At 70.5% G+C, this 14267-nt stretch carries 14 protein-coding genes; 8 read left to right on the top strand and 6 right to left on the bottom strand.

Annotated elements, in window-relative coordinates:
* Positions 1–38 precede the first annotated feature (38 nt).
* Entirely contained in the window at positions 39–1535 is a 1497-nt protein-coding gene (locus ACIQTP_RS39555; protein WP_403409073.1) for an oligopeptide:H+ symporter, read from the bottom strand.
* A 490-nt stretch (positions 1536–2025) separates the two neighbouring features.
* Between ACIQTP_RS39555 and ACIQTP_RS39550 the strand changes: the two genes are divergently transcribed.
* Both ACIQTP_RS39550 and ACIQTP_RS39545 read left to right on the top strand, forming a co-directional pair.
* Complete coding sequence (locus ACIQTP_RS39550; RefSeq protein WP_018566970.1) at positions 2026–2703, top strand: response regulator transcription factor; 678 nt, start codon at positions 2026–2028, stop codon at positions 2701–2703.
* Positions 2704–2950: 247 nt separating this feature from the next.
* Positions 2951–4228: an ATP-binding protein gene (locus ACIQTP_RS39545; protein ID WP_402042675.1), complete on the top strand. Its 1278-nt coding sequence runs from the start codon at positions 2951–2953 to the stop codon at positions 4226–4228.
* A 58-nt stretch (positions 4229–4286) separates the two neighbouring features.
* On the opposite strand, the gene ACIQTP_RS39540 is transcribed toward ACIQTP_RS39545, so the two are convergent.
* Positions 4287–4838 carry a GtrA family protein gene (locus ACIQTP_RS39540; protein WP_403409070.1) on the bottom strand — a complete coding sequence of 184 codons (552 nt, stop codon included), beginning with the start codon at positions 4836–4838 and terminating at the stop codon, positions 4287–4289.
* 229 nt (positions 4839–5067) lie between these two features.
* On the opposite strand from ACIQTP_RS39540, the gene ACIQTP_RS39535 reads away from it, so the two are divergent.
* Genes ACIQTP_RS39535 through ACIQTP_RS39525 form a run of 3 tightly spaced genes read left to right on the top strand, consistent with a single transcriptional unit; the run spans position 5068 to position 7990 of the window.
* Positions 5068–6240: a 5-(carboxyamino)imidazole ribonucleotide synthase gene (locus tag ACIQTP_RS39535; RefSeq protein ID WP_403409068.1), complete on the top strand. Its 1173-nt coding sequence runs from the start codon at positions 5068–5070 to the stop codon at positions 6238–6240.
* Positions 6237–6767: a 5-(carboxyamino)imidazole ribonucleotide mutase gene (purE, locus tag ACIQTP_RS39530; RefSeq protein WP_402042684.1), complete on the top strand. Its 531-nt coding sequence runs from the start codon at positions 6237–6239 to the stop codon at positions 6765–6767. The genes ACIQTP_RS39535 and purE overlap by 4 nt, the downstream gene beginning before the upstream one ends.
* A gap of 5 nt (positions 6768–6772) precedes the next feature.
* On the top strand, positions 6773–7990 hold the full coding sequence (locus ACIQTP_RS39525; RefSeq protein WP_403409066.1) for a dipeptidase: 1218 nt from the start codon (positions 6773–6775) through the stop codon (positions 7988–7990).
* Here the strand turns inward: ACIQTP_RS39525 and ACIQTP_RS39520 are convergent.
* The gene (locus ACIQTP_RS39520; RefSeq protein ID WP_403409064.1) at positions 7930–9069 is read right to left on the bottom strand and encodes an alkene reductase; all 1140 of its coding nucleotides are present in this window, start codon (positions 9067–9069) and stop codon (positions 7930–7932) included. The genes ACIQTP_RS39525 and ACIQTP_RS39520 overlap by 61 nt on opposite strands.
* Positions 9070–9128: 59 nt before the next feature.
* Between ACIQTP_RS39520 and ACIQTP_RS39515 the strand changes: the two genes are divergently transcribed.
* Positions 9129–9488 (top strand): MerR family transcriptional regulator, encoded by a 360-nt coding sequence (locus ACIQTP_RS39515; protein WP_403409062.1) that lies wholly within the window; start codon positions 9129–9131, stop codon positions 9486–9488.
* A gap of 54 nt (positions 9489–9542) precedes the next feature.
* Here the strand turns inward: ACIQTP_RS39515 and ACIQTP_RS39510 are convergent, their stop codons facing one another.
* Complete coding sequence (locus ACIQTP_RS39510; protein ID WP_403409060.1) at positions 9543–9911, bottom strand: VOC family protein; 369 nt, start codon at positions 9909–9911, stop codon at positions 9543–9545.
* Between the two features lie 104 nt (positions 9912–10015).
* Here ACIQTP_RS39510 and ACIQTP_RS39505 point away from each other — a divergent pair, with 104 nt between their 5' ends.
* On the top strand, positions 10016–10513 hold the full coding sequence (locus ACIQTP_RS39505) for a CGNR zinc finger domain-containing protein (protein ID WP_403409058.1): 498 nt from the start codon (positions 10016–10018) through the stop codon (positions 10511–10513).
* A 152-nt stretch (positions 10514–10665) separates the two neighbouring features.
* Here the strand turns inward: ACIQTP_RS39505 and ACIQTP_RS39500 are convergent, their stop codons facing one another.
* Positions 10666–12009 (bottom strand): UDP-glucose dehydrogenase family protein, encoded by a 1344-nt coding sequence (locus tag ACIQTP_RS39500; protein WP_403409056.1) that lies wholly within the window; start codon positions 12007–12009, stop codon positions 10666–10668.
* Positions 12010–12184: 175 nt separating this feature from the next.
* On the opposite strand from ACIQTP_RS39500, the gene ACIQTP_RS39495 reads away from it, so the two are divergent.
* Positions 12185–13342 (top strand): acyl-CoA dehydrogenase, encoded by a 1158-nt coding sequence (locus tag ACIQTP_RS39495; protein ID WP_402042705.1) that lies wholly within the window; start codon positions 12185–12187, stop codon positions 13340–13342.
* An 84-nt stretch (positions 13343–13426) separates the two neighbouring features.
* Here ACIQTP_RS39495 and ACIQTP_RS39490 read toward each other — a convergent pair whose 3' ends face one another.
* Positions 13427–14065: an HAD family hydrolase gene (locus ACIQTP_RS39490; protein WP_403409054.1), complete on the bottom strand. Its 639-nt coding sequence runs from the start codon at positions 14063–14065 to the stop codon at positions 13427–13429.
* Positions 14066–14267: the final 202 nt, after the last annotated feature.

The following is a 14267-nucleotide window of genomic DNA, read 5'->3' as shown; positions in this document are numbered from 1 at the left end:
CCTTCGGTCGGAGAACAGCGCCTACATGGCGGCGTGCGTCAGTGGACGTCGCCCATCAGGACCTTGACCTTCTTGCGGTACATCCACACCGCGACACCGGCGATCACGGCGAGCGTGGCCTCCAGGGCGACGATGCCCGTCTTGTTGAGGTCGACGTTGGCGATGGACAGCAGACCCGTCGTGGCGTCACCGGCGGTGACGGCCAGGAACCAGACACCCATCATCTGGGAGGCGTACTTCGCGGGAGCCATCTTCGTGGTGACGGAGAGGCCGACCGGGGAGAGCGTCAGCTCACCGACGGTCTGCACGAAGTAGATCGCGACCAGCCACATCGCGGCCGCCTTGTGACCGCCCTCGGCGATCGTCAGCGGGGCCAGGAACAGGAAGAACGAGGCACCGATCAGGATCAGACCCGACGCGAACTTGGTGGCCGTGCTCGGCTCCTTGCCGCGCTTGTTCAGCGCCAGCCACGCCCAGGCGAACACCGGCGCGAGCGCCATGATCATGACCGGGTTGACGGACTGGTACCAGGAGACCGGGAACTCCCAGCCGAAGATCGTGTTCTCGGCGGAGGAGTCGGCGAAGATCGACATGGTCGAGCCGCCCTGGTCGTAGATCATCCAGAAGACGGCCGCGGCGACGAAGAACCAGATGTACGCGGACATCTTCGACTGCTCGGCGCGGTCGAGGTCCTTGTCGCGCTTGATCCGGGCGATGACCATGACCGGGATGACCAGACCGGCGATGGTGATCGGGACCAGCAGCCAGTTCAGGGTGTAGTGCCCCGAGAAGCCGACGATGCAGTAGAAGACCACCGCGACGGCCGCCCACAGCGCGGACTTGCGCAGGGTCGCGGCCTTCTCCTGGGCCGACAGCGGCGTGGGGACCTCGTGCGAGCGCGGGTTCAGGTGACGGCCGCCGAGCAGGTACTGGGCCAGACCCAGCGCCATGCCGAGCGCGGCGAGCGCGAAGCCCAGGTGCCAGTTGACGTTCTCGCCGACGGTGCCGATGACCAGCGGAGCGGCGAAGGCGCCGACGTTGATGCCGATGTAGAAGAGCGTGAAGCCACCGTCACGGCGCGGGTCGTCCGGGCCGTCGTAGAGGTGACCGACCATCGTGGAGATGTTGGCCTTCAGCAGACCGGAACCGATCGCGACGAGCCCGAGGCCGCCGTAGAACGTGCCGGACGACGGCAGGGCCAGCGTGAGGTGGCCCAGCATGATGATGACGCCCGCGACGGCGACCGTCTTGCGGGGGCCGAGGACACGGTCGGCGAACCAGCCACCCGGCAGGGCGAGCAGGTACACCAGCGACAGGTACACCGAGTAGATCGCGGTCGCGGTGGCCGCGCTCAGGTGCAGGCCGCCCGGTGCCACCAGGTACAGCGGGAGCAGAGCCTTCATGCCGTAGTAGGAGAATCGCTCCCACATCTCGGTCATGAAGAGAGTGGCCAGTCCGCGGGGGTGGCCGAAGAAGGTCCTCTCGGAACCGGGGGTGCCCGGAGTCACCGAGTCCTTCGTCAGGCTGGACGCCATGGTCGTTCCTTGCTGGTCGGGACGCGCTGCTTGAGCGTTACGCGCCCGGTGGGGGGCGGCCGGCACCGGCGGGGTTCGCCCGTCCTTCCCCACGCCCACGGGGAGTCCGCTCCGGATTGCGAAGCGGTGGACGGCGACCACCGGGATCCACGCCCGTCACGCATCGATGCGCTCGGGCCCGGCCACAGGTCATTCCTTTCAAGGCTGGCGAACACCAGCCCGCACATGAAAGAGACCTTCAGCGACAAGTGCGCGCCAAAGGTCCTCACTGGTGCTACAGGCGTCTGGTCACCATACGACATCCCAATGTGGCATATGGAAGGACTTGAGACATGGATCACAGGTAATAATGGAACCACGGATGCCTATTCGAAGGTGCCGGGCAAGATCGCTTCCCACAGCCGCAGGCGGGAAACCGTACAGCCCCGGGTAAGAATTACGGTCGGCGATCACACCACAGGCGCTGTCCGCGGCGGACTACCATCACCCCATGACCCGTGTACTGCTCGCCGAGGACGACGCGTCCATCTCGGAGCCATTGGCCCGCGCCCTGCGCCGGGAGGGTTACGAGGTCGAAGTGCGCGAGGACGGACCCACCGCGCTCGACGCCGGAATGCAGGGCGGCGTCGACCTGGTCGTCCTGGACCTGGGCCTGCCCGGCATGGACGGCCTCGAAGTGGCCCGCCGCCTCCGTGCCGAAGGCCACACCGTCCCCATCCTCATCCTGACCGCGCGCGCCGACGAGGTGGACACCGTCGTCGGTCTCGACGCGGGCGCCGACGACTACGTCACCAAGCCCTTCCGCCTTGCCGAACTGCTCGCCCGTGTCCGGGCCCTCCTGCGGCGCGGCGCCGCGGAGCCGCAGCAGCCGCCCGCCACGCACGGGGTGCGCATCGACGTCGAGTCGCACCGCGCCTGGATGGGCGACGAGGAACTCCAGCTCACGGCGAAGGAGTTCGACCTGCTGCGGGTCCTCGTCCGCGACGCCGGCCGGGTCGTCACGCGTGACCAGCTGATGCGCGAGGTCTGGGACACCACGTGGTGGTCGTCCACCAAGACCCTCGACATGCACATCTCCTGGCTCCGCAAGAAGCTCGGCGACGACGCGGCGAACCCCCGCTACATCGCGACGGTACGAGGCGTCGGCTTCCGCTTCGAAAAGAGCTGAGGCCCTGCGGCGGCGGGGGCTGGGAGCGACTCCGGGCGGGGCCGGGGATGCGGGGCGAAGCCCCGCCCCAGGGGCGCGGGGAACCGCGTGATCAGCCCCCACCGGCCCGCGGACGGGGAACGACCCGACCCGCACCCCATCCACCCGCGGCCAAGAACCGCGGGCCACCCGAACGCCCGCCCCAGCCCAGCCCAGCGCGGCGTCAAGGCACACTGGTCCACGTACAGCCACCTGCCCGGAGGACCCCGTGCGTCGCCGTCTCATCCAGTCCACGCTCTCCGTCGTGCTCGTCGTGATCGCCGTCTTCGGTGTGTCCCTCGTGATCGTCGAGACCCGCACGATCAGCAACAGCGCCCAGGAACGCGTGGACTCCGAGGCCCTGCGCCTGGCCAGCATCGTCGACAGCCGCATCCTCGGTGACGAGCACGTCAACGCGGAGATCCTCAAGAACCAGGTCGCGGAAGACCGGTACGCCGTGATCCGCATCCCCGGCCAGGCCCCCGTCGAGCTCGGCCTCCAGCCCAGCGGCGACGTCATCCACTCCACCGCCAAGGGCGAGGAGGGCGAGACGGTCACCGTCCAGGAGCCCCGCTCGGCCGTGACGCGCGAGGTCGGCCGCACCCTCCTGATCATCGCCGCGGTCGCGCTGCTCGCGATCGTCGCCGCGGTCCTGCTGGCCGTACGGCAGGCCAACCGCCTCGCCTCCCCGCTCACCGACCTCGCGGAGACCGCGGAGCGGCTCGGCTCCGGCGACCCCCGCCCGCGCCACAAGCGCTACGGCGTCCCGGAGCTGGACCGTGTCGCCGACGTCCTGGACGGCAGCGCGGAGCGGATCGCACGGATGCTCACCGCCGAGCGCCGCCTCGCCGCGGACGCCTCCCACCAGCTCCGTACGCCGCTGACGGCCCTCTCCATGCGCCTGGAGGAAATCACCCTCACGGATGACCCGGACAACGTGAAGGAGGAGGCGACGATCGCCCTGACACAGGTCGAGCGCCTCACGGACGTGGTGGAGCGGCTCCTCACCAACGCCCGCGACCCCCGGACCGGCTCCGCCGTCACCTTCGACCTCGACGAGGTCATCAAGCAGCAGCTGGAGGAGTGGCGCCCGGCCTACCGCAGCGCGGGCCGCGCCATCGTCAGCTCCGGCAAGCGGCATCTGCAGGCCGTCGGCACGCCGGGCGCGGTCGCCCAGGTCCTGGCCGCGCTCATCGAGAACTCGCTCATGCACGGGGGCGGCACGGTCGCCCTGCGCACCCGTGTCACGGGCAACCAGGCCGTCGTGGAGGTCACGGACGAGGGCCCCGGTGTCCCCACCGACCTGGGCGCCCGCATCTTCGAGCGCACGATCAGCGGCCGCAACTCCACGGGCATCGGCCTCGCGGTCGCCCGCGACCTCGCGGAGGCGGACGGGGGCCGCCTGGAGATGCTCCAGGCACAGCCGCCGGTGTTCGGCCTGTTCCTCTCCCGCACCCCGCTGAAGAGGCCACCACTGGTGGAGGACGAGGAACGAACGGTCAGATAGCGCCGGACGGTCAGATAGCCCCGGACGGTCGGACAGCCCTGGACCGGCCCTGGACGGCTCAGTTCGCCCGGGCCCGTGCCCGGGACCGCCGAGGCTCCGGTTCCTCGTCGAGGAGCGCCTCCGCGCTCTCCAGGACCTCACGTGCCTCGCCCGGGACCGTACGGAACACCCACGTGCGGTACGACCAGAACCGGAACAGCGTCGCGATGCCGATGCCGAGGAACTTGAAGATGTTGCTCTGCAGCGGGCTGTCCCAGCCGAACCCGTACGTCGCCACGTACAGCACACCGTTCTCGATGACCAGCCCCACCGCGCTGAACAGCACGAAGAGGCCCATCTCCCTGGTGCGGCCGCCCCGGTCACGGTCCCGGTACGTGAAGTAGCGGAACCCGATGTAGTTGAAGACGATTGCGACGATCGTGGCGATGACACTCGCCCGTACGACCTGCAGCCCGGTCGCGCTACGCACCAGGTTGAAGGTCACCAGGTTGACGAGAAGCCCCGCTCCGCCGACTGCTCCGAACTTCGCGATCTCCCGGAACAGCTGGTCGAACCGGCGGCGAACCGCGCTGCGGGGCCGTACGTGAAGCCCCGAAGAAGCACTGCCCATGGTGTCGCCAGCCCCCGTAGGTCGGACATCGGTCGAAAAATTCAACCCAGCCACTCTATCCAGCGGGCCGCCCTCGTGCCTGTGGAGGGCCTCACGGGACCGGAAAGAGCGGGTCACAGCGAGGGAAAACCCGGGCCGCGGCCGGGATCACAGCCGGGGCCACGCCGGAATCACAGCCGGGCGCAGGCGCGGAAACCGGCCCCCCTGGCGCGACCGATACCCTTGGAGCGTGACGTTCCCGGTAGTCGGCATGGTCGGCGGGGGCCAGCTCGCTCGTATGACACACGAGGCGGGCATCCCGCTCGGCATCAAGTTCAAGCTCCTCAGTGACACCCCTCAGGATTCCGCGGCGCAGGTCGTCGGCGATGTCGTCATCGGCGACTACCGCGACTTCGACACGCTGCGTGAGTTCGCGCGGGGCTGCGACGTGATCACCTTCGATCACGAACACGTACCCACCGAGCATCTGCGTGCCCTGGAGGCGGACGGCATCCCCGTCCGCCCCGGCCCGGACGCGCTCGTGCACGCCCAGGACAAGGGCGTGATGCGCGCGAAACTCGACGAGATCGGCGTGCCGTGCCCACGGCACCGGATCGTGACCGACGTCGAGGACGTCGCCGCGTTCGCGGCGGAGGGCCTCGCCGAAGGGGCCGAGGGCGACGGTTTCCCGATCATCCTCAAGACGGTCCGCGGCGGCTACGACGGCAAGGGCGTCTGGTTCGTCCGGTCGATCGAGGAGGCGGCCGACCCCTTCCGGGCCGGCGTGCCCGTCCTCGCCGAGGAGAAGGTCGACTTCGTGCGGGAACTCGCGGCGAACGTCGTCCGCTCCCCGCACGGCCAGGCGGTCGCCTACCCCGTGGTCGAGTCCCAGCAGGTCAACGGCGTCTGTGACACGGTGATCGCCCCCGCGCCCGGCATACCGGACGAGCTGGCCCTCCAGGCCGAGGAGCTCGCGCTGCGCATCGCCAAGGAACTCGGTGTCGTCGGTCACCTGGCCGTCGAGCTCTTCGAGACCGTGACTGCCGACGGCGCCCGACGCATCCTCGTCAACGAACTGGCCATGCGCCCGCACAACTCGGGCCACTGGACCCAGGACGGCGCGATCACCTCCCAGTTCGCCAACCACGTCCGCGCGGTCCTGGACCTCCCCCTGGGCGACCCGCGCCCGCGCGCCAAGTGGACGGTCATGGTCAACGTCCTGGGCGGCGACTACCCGGACATGTACTCCGCGTACCTGCACTGCATGGCCCGCGACCCCCAGCTGAAGATCCACATGTACGGCAAGGACGTGAAGCCCGGCCGCAAGGTCGGCCACGTCAACACCTACGGCGAGGACCTGGACGACGTCCTCGAGCGCGCCCGCCACGCAGCCGGTTACCTGAGAGGCACGATCACCGAATGAGCCCCGTCGTAGGCATTGTCATGGGGTCGGACTCCGACTGGCCCGTCATGGAAGCGGCCGCGCAGGCGCTGGACGAGTTCGAGATCCCCTACGAGGTGGATGTCGTCTCCGCGCACCGCATGCCGCACGAGATGATCGCGTACGGCGAGCAGGCCGCGGGGCGCGGTCTCAAGGCGATCATCGCGGGCGCGGGCGGGGCGGCCCATCTGCCCGGCATGCTCGCGTCCGTCACCCCGCTGCCCGTCATCGGTGTGCCCGTCCCGCTGAAGTACCTCGACGGCATGGACTCGCTGCTGTCGATCGTGCAGATGCCGGCCGGTGTGCCGGTCGCGACCGTCTCCGTCGGCGGCGCGCGCAACGCGGGCCTGCTGGCCGCCCGGATGCTCGCCGCGCACGACGAGGAACTCCTCACCCGCATGCGGGAGTTCCAGCAGGAGCTGAACGACCAGGCCACCGAGAAGGGCAAGCGGCTGCGCGCCAAGGTCGAGGGCGCGGGCGGCGGCTTCGGCTTCGGCTCCGGGAAGTGACGCGCATGGCCACCTCCACGTCATCCGCCACGTCCACGTCGTCCGCCGACGAGGCCCGCGCCCTCCTCGCCGACTTCCCCGTCGTCGACGGCCACAACGACCTCCCCTGGGCGCTGCGCGAACAGGTCCGCTACGACCTCGGTGCCCGCGACATCGCCGCCGACCAGAGCGCCCACCTGCACACCGACCTGGCCCGGCTGCGCGCCGGCGGCGTCGGCGCGCAGTTCTGGTCGGTGTACGTGCGCTCGGACCTGCCGGGCGCGGTCACCGCGACGCTGGAACAGATCGACTGCGTACGGCGGTTGATCGACCGTCACCCCTCCGACCTGCGGGCCGCGCTGACCGCCGCCGACATGGAGGCGGCGCGCGCGCAGGGCCGTATCGCCTCCCTGATGGGCGCGGAGGGCGGCCACTCCATCGACAACTCCCTCGCCGTGCTGCGGGGGTTGTACGCGCTGGGTGTGCGCTACATGACCCTCACCCACAACCACAACATCGCGTGGGCGGACTCGGCGACGGACGTGCCCGCCGTCGGCGGTCTGTCGGCCTTCGGCCGTGAGGTCGTACGGGAGATGAACCGCGAGGGCATGCTGGTCGACCTCTCGCACGTCGCGGCGACGACCATGCGGGACGCGCTCGACACGAGCTCCGCGCCGGTGATCTTCTCCCACTCCTCCTCGCGCGCGGTGTGCGACCACCCGCGCAACATCCCGGACGACGTGCTGGAGCGGCTGCCCGCCAACGGGGGAGTGGCGATGGTGACGTTCGTACCGAAATTCGTCCTTCAGGCGGCGGTCGACTGGACGGCCGCGGCCGACGAGAACATGCGCGCGAACGGCTTCCACCACCTCGACACCACCCCCGAGGGCATGAAGGTCCACCGCGTCTTCGAGGAGTCCCACCCGCGCCCCGTCGCCACGGTGTCGACGGTGGCGGACCATCTCGACCACATGCGCGAGGTCGCCGGCGTCGACCACCTCGGCATCGGCGGCGACTACGACGGCACGGCGTTCACCCCGGACGGCCTCGACGACGTCTCCGGCTACCCGAACCTGATCGCCGAGCTGCTGGACCGCGGCTGGTCGAAGACCGACCTCGCCAAGCTGACCTGGCAGAACGCGGTACGGGTGCTGGGTGCCGCGGAAGACGTGGCGCGCGGTCTTCAGGCCACCCGCGGTCCGTCCGTCGCGACGATCGAGTCCCTCGACGGCAACGGGGCCTGAGCGTCCAGGGCGGGGTAGTCGGTGTAGCCGTCCGCCCCGCCCACGTACATCAGGTACTGGTCCCGGACCGGGTTGAGCGGGGCGCCCAGGCGCAGCCGTCGCACCAGGTCCGGGTTGGCCAGGAACGGGCGGCCGAGGGCGACCAGATCGGCGCCGGCCGCCAGCATGTCCCGGGCGGCCCGGGTGACGGCCTCGGTGGTGAGGCCGGTCAGGACCGGGTTGCCGATCAGGACGCCGGGCCAGTCGGCGCGGATCCGCCGGTACACCGTCGTGTCCGGGTCGGCGTGCACGAGGTGCAGATAGGCGAGGTCCAGCTCCTTCAGCCGGGCCAGGAGCGCGGGGTAGAGGGCTTCGGTGTCGTCCTCCCGCACGCCGTTGACGGTGCTGCCGGGGGAGATCCGCACTCCCACCCGGTCGGCGCCGATCGCGTCGGCCACCGCCTCGGTGACCTCCGCTGTGAACCGCACCCGTCGCCCGGCCGGGCCGCCGTACCCGTCCGTCCTGCGGTTGGTGTTTCCGGCGAGGAACTGGTGCAGCAGATGCCCGTTGGCCGAGTGCACCTCGACGCCCTCGAACCCCGCCGCGACGGCGCGGCGGGCGGCCGCGGCGAAGTCGGCGGCGGTGGCGCGGATGTCGTCGCGGGTCATCTCCCGGGGTACGACGGCGGGCCGGTGCCCCCGCGGAGTGAAGATCGTCTCCGGCAGCGGCACGGGGGAGGGCGCGACCGGGGTCAGGCCGGTGGTCGCCGGATGGCTGACCCGCCCACCGTGCTGGAGCTGCAGGAACATGTGCCCGCCCGCCGCCCGCACCGCCTCGGTGACCCGCCGCCACCCGGCCTCGTGCCGGTCGGTGTGGATCGCGGTGATGTTCGGGTACGTCTGGCCGACCGCGTTCGGCGTCGACGCCTCACCGATGAGCAGACCGGCCGTGGCGCGCTGGGCGTAGTGGGTGACCATGAGGGGGCCCGGGGTGCCGTCCGCCTCCGCGCGGTTGCGGGTGAGCGGGGCCATCACGAGGTGGTGGGGGAGCCCGAGCCGGCCGAGCCGGGCCGGGGCCAGGAAGTCCGTCGTCCGTGTCATGGCCGTACGCTAGAACCTGACACGGGTGTCAGATTCAAGTCCCGGACGGCGGAGGCGGAATGCGGATCGGTGAACTCGCCCGGCGCACGGGCGTGAGCGAGCGGTCGCTGCGCTACTACGAGACCCAGGGGCTGCTGGCGTCCGAGCGCACGCCCGGCGGACACCGCGACTACGCGGAGGCGGCCGTCGACCGGGTGGTACGGATCCAGGAGCTGTACGCGGCGGGGCTGCACAGCCCGAAGATCCGGCAGTTGCTGCCGTGCATGCGCGACCAGGACGGCGGGCCCTCCGCGACCGCCACCCCGCGGCTGGTCGCCGACCTCACCGCGGAACGCGACCGCATCGACCGTGTGATCGCCGACCTGGTGCGCTCCCGGGAGACGCTGGACGAGGTGATCGACGCGGCCGGGGACGCCTGACCGACGTACGTAGGCCCCCTTGGCATCGGCCTCGCCCGCTTCTCCTCCTCGTCCTCAGCAGGCGCAGAGACAGAAGGGGTGCCCCGCCGGGTCGGCGTACACCCGCCAGGTGCGTGAACGGTCCTCGGTGTCCAGGGGCTTCGCGCCCAGCCCCAGCACCTCCTTCTCGACCGCGTCCAGATCCTCCACCACCAGGTCCAGGTGGAACTGCTGCGAGCCGTCCGGCGCGGGCCACCGCGGCGGGACGAAGTCGGGCGCCTGCTGGAAGGCGAGCGCCTGACCGTCCGGCACCTTCAGGTCCACCCATGAGCTGTCCCCGGGGTCCTCCTCCACGCTGCCGCCGAGCACCTGCGCGTAGAACCCGGCGAGGGCGCGCGGGTCGGGACAGTCCAGGACGACGACACCCAGCTTGGCGAGAGCCATGACTTCCTCCGATGGGTTACCAACGACACCGACGAGTTACCTCTATGCCTCTTCAAGAGGTAACGGTTACTGCATGCTCCCGCATAGGAGGTAACGTCGCAACCATGAATGACCGTGCGCCCGCACCCGGCGGTCTGGCTCTGATCCAGTCGCTGGTGAACACCCTGGACATCGAGTCGGGCGCGGACTCGCTGGACACCGCCGAGGGCCGGGCGCCCTTCGGCCTCGCGGAGGGCGAGGCGGAGACGGCCCGCGAGCTGCGCGAGTCGTTGCGCGCGGCCTGCCTGGCGCACGCGGGCCACCCGGCGCACCGCGCGGTGCCCCCCCTCGGCGAGCTGCTGGCCCGGGCCCCGCTGCACGTGACGGTCGACGAGCACGACGGCGCGGCGCGGCTCGTCCCCGCGGCCGCCTCACTCGCGTCGCGCGTCGCGGCGGCCCTCGCGGAGGCGCTCGTCGAGGGCACCTGGCTGCGGCTGAAGGCCTGCGAGGCACCGACCTGCCACTGGGCGTACTACGACCGCTCCCCGGCCGGCCGCGGCCGCTGGTGCTCGATGTCGGTCTGCGGGGCGCGCGCGAAGATGCGCCGTTACCGCGCGAAGTAGCCCGTCCGTGGGCGCGAAGTGGGACAACCGGCCACACCGGTCGCCGGGAGGGTGGAGAATATGTGCCGACGGCGGTCCGGCCGACTGAGCCTCGGCCGGACCGCCGTCACCTGCGCAGCACTACCGGATCACCCGCGAAGCACCGACAGGACCTAGGCGGTCGGCCGACCCATCGCCCGGTACGTCCATCCGGCCCGGCGCCACACCTCGGGGTCGAGCGCGTTGCGGCCGTCCAGGAGCACCCGGGCCGAGGCGGCCTCGCCCAGCACCGCCGGGTCCAGCTCGCGGAACTCCCGCCACTCGGTCAGGTGCAGGACGACGTCGGCGCCACGCACGGCCTCGACCGCGGAGTCGGCGTACCCGAGCGTGGGGAAGAGCCGCTTGGCGTTCGCCATGCCCTTCGGGTCGTAGACGGTCACCTGGCCGCCCTGGAGGTGGATCTGCCCGGCGACGTTCAGCGCGGGCGAGTCCCGGACGTCGTCCGAGTCGGGCTTGAAGGTCGCGCCGAGCACGGCGACCCGCTTGCCGAGGAAGGATCCACCGCCCAGCGCCTCCCGGGCCATCTCCACCATCTGGCCGCGACGGCGCATGTTGATGGAGTCGATCTCGCGCAGGAAGGTCAGCGCCTGGTCCGCGCCGAGCTCACCGGCCCGGGCCATGAAGGCGCGGATGTCCTTCGGCAGACAGCCGCCGCCGAATCCGATCCCCGCCCGCAGGAACTTCCGTCCGATCCGCTCGTCGTGCCCGATGGCCTCGGCCAGCAGGGCGACATCGCCGCCGGCGGCCTCGCAGACCTCGGCCATGGCGTTGATGAAGGAGATCTTGGTCGCGAGGAAGGAGTTCGCGGAGGTCTTCACCAGCTCGGCGGTCGGGAAGTCGGTGACGACGAAGGGCGAGCCCTCGGAGACCGGCGTCGCGTACACCTCGCGCAGGATCTTCTCGGCCCGCTCGCTGCGCACGCCGGCCACAAGACGGTCGGGGTGCAGCGTGTCCTGGACGGCGAAGCCCTCGCGCAGGAACTCCGGGTTCCAGGCGAGCTCGGCGTCCTCACCGGCGGGGGAGAGCTCGGCGAGCGTGCGCGCCAGCCGCTCCGCGGAGCCCACCGGCACGGTGGACTTGCCGACGACGAGGGCGGGCCCCTTCAGGTGCGGGGCGAGCGCCTCGAAGGCGGCGTCGACGTACGACATGTCGCAGGCGTACTCCCCGTGCTTCTGCGGCGTGTTCACGCAGACGAAGTGGACGTCGCCGAACTCCCCGACCTCGGCCCAGTCCATGGTGAAGCGCAGTCGGCCGGTGGATCCCTCGATCCCCGCCACGTGCTTGCGCAGCAGCTCCTCGAGCCCCGGCTCGTACATCGGGACCTCACCCCGCTGCAGCATCTCGATCTTCTCGGGGACGACATCGAGACCCAGTACCTCGAACCCGAGCTCGGCCATGGCCGCGGCGTGGGTGGCGCCGAGATAGCCGGTGCCGATCACGGTGATCTTGAGGGCCATGGATGCTCCTGGGATGTATGGCTTCAGTGCGCTGCCCGAGCATAGTCGGGGCATGTTCGGGCCCCTCATCGGGCAGGTTCCCCCCTGTCGCCAAGCTCACGTATCCCTCCCGTGGGCGGACCCCTAAAATTTGGGTTACTTAACGGTAATTAGCGTGCTTGGAGCGTGAGAGACCTTGGCCGGATCGGCTGATTTCGACCTGTACCGCCCGTCCGAGGAGCACGACATGCTCCGTGACGCGATCCGCTCGCTGGCCGAGGCGAAGATCGCGCCGTACGCGGCCGTGGTGGACGAGGAAGCCCGTTTCCCGCAGGAGGCCCTGGACGCCCTGGTCTCCTCCGACCTGCACGCCGTGCACGTGCCGGAGTCGTACGGCGGCGCGGGCGCCGACGCGCTCGCCACAGTGATCGTGATCGAGGAGGTGGCGCGTGTCTGTGCCAGCTCCTCCCTGATTCCGGCCGTGAACAAGCTGGGCTCGCTCCCGGTGATCCTCTCCGGTTCCGAGGCCCTGAAGCGGAAGTACCTGACCCCTCTCGCCAAGGGCGACGGGATGTTCTCGTACTGCCTCTCGGAGCCGGACGCGGGCTCGGACGCGGCGGGCATGAAGACGAAGGCCGTCCGTGACGGCGACGACTACGTCCTCAACGGTGTGAAGCGCTGGATCACCAACGCGGGCGAGTCGGAGTACTACACGGTGATGGCGGTCACCGACCCCACCAAGCGCTCGAAGGGCATCTCGGCCTTCGTCGTCGAGAAGTCGGACGAGGGCGTCTCCTTCGGTGCCCCCGAGAAGAAGCTCGGCATCAAGGGCTCCCCGACGCGCGAGGTCTACCTCGACAACGTCCGCATCCCGGCCGACCGCATGATCGGCGAGGAGGGCACCGGCTTCGCCACGGCCATGAAGACCCTGGACCACACCCGCATCACGATCGCCGCGCAGGCGCTCGGCATCGCGCAGGGCGCCCTCGACTACGCCAAGGGCTATGTCCAGGAGCGCAAGCAGTTCGGCAAGCCGATCGCCGACTTCCAGGGCATCCAGTTCATGCTCGCCGACATGGCCATGAAGATCGAGGCCGCCCGCCAGCTGACGTACGCGGCGGCGGCCAAGTCGCAGCGCGGCGACAAGGACCTCACCTTCCAGGGCGCCGCGGCCAAGTGCTTCGCGTCGGACGTGGCGATGGAGGTCACCACGGACGCCGTCCAGCTCCTCGGCGGCTACGGCTACACGCGCGACTACCCGGTCGAGCGCATGATGCGCGATGCCAAGATCACGCAGATTTACGAAGGCACGAACCAGGTCCAGCGCATCGTGATGGCGCGCAACCTGCCGTAACCCACCCTCGGCGCCAGGGACTTGAGGGGCACCCGCCAGGGTGCCCCTCGTTCTTGTCCCGGCAGCACGATGCCGTTCTCGGCCTCACAGGCCGTTCAGCGCGCCCCGCAGATCCTCCGGCGTGCGGTAGTGGACGGTCCGCATGCCGAGCGCGGCCGCCGCTTCCACGTTCTCCAGGGTGTCGTCCACGAACAGGCAGCGCTCCGCCGGTACGCCCGCCCGCTCGACGGCGATGTCGTAGATGCGCCGGTCGGGCTTGGCGATGCCCACCCGCGCGCTGCTGACCACGTGGTCGGCGAGGTCCGTCAGCCCCAGGGACTCCAGGTCCTCCTCCAGCTGGACCGAGGTGTTGGTGACGAGGACCACGGGCATGCGGGCGCGGGCCCGGCGCAGCAGCGCCACCACCGTCTCGTCGGCGTGGAACGGCGAGCGTACGAGCGCCGTGCTCAGCTCCACCGCCGTCCCGTCGGGCACCAGCCCGGTCAGGCCCCGCAGGATCGACCCCGCCCACTCGTCCGGTGTGATCCGGCCCAGCACCAGCGGAAGCGCCGTCTCCGGTGCGAAGGCCACCTTCATGGTGGTGCCCTCGGCCAGCCCGGCGGCGCGCTCCAGCGCGTACAGATGGGCCGGTTCGTAGACGCGGATCACGTTGTCGACGTCACAGAGCACCGCGTCGAAGGGGCGTGCGCCGGAAGCGGAGGGGGCGGCGGGGGAGAGGGTCATGACGTCACCCTGACATCCGCCCGGGAGTCACTGTCGGCCAGGGCCACCGGCCGGGGTGACTTCCCGGCCCGGTCCTGGGCCCTGTCGTCACCTTCCCGCCTGATCCGCCGGACAGGACCTAGTAGTGCTTCGTTACGTTGAGTGATCTCGGCTGATCGTGGGCAGCTTCCCGGAGTGAGGTTGGGGGAAGTGGACCGGCTCC

This window comes from Streptomyces sp. NPDC090798 (assembly GCF_044768965.1).
In the GTDB taxonomy this organism is placed as follows: domain Bacteria; phylum Actinomycetota; class Actinomycetes; order Streptomycetales; family Streptomycetaceae; genus Streptomyces.
The sequence above is the reverse complement of the archived record's forward strand: the minus strand, read 5'-3'. Positions and strand labels throughout refer to the sequence as shown.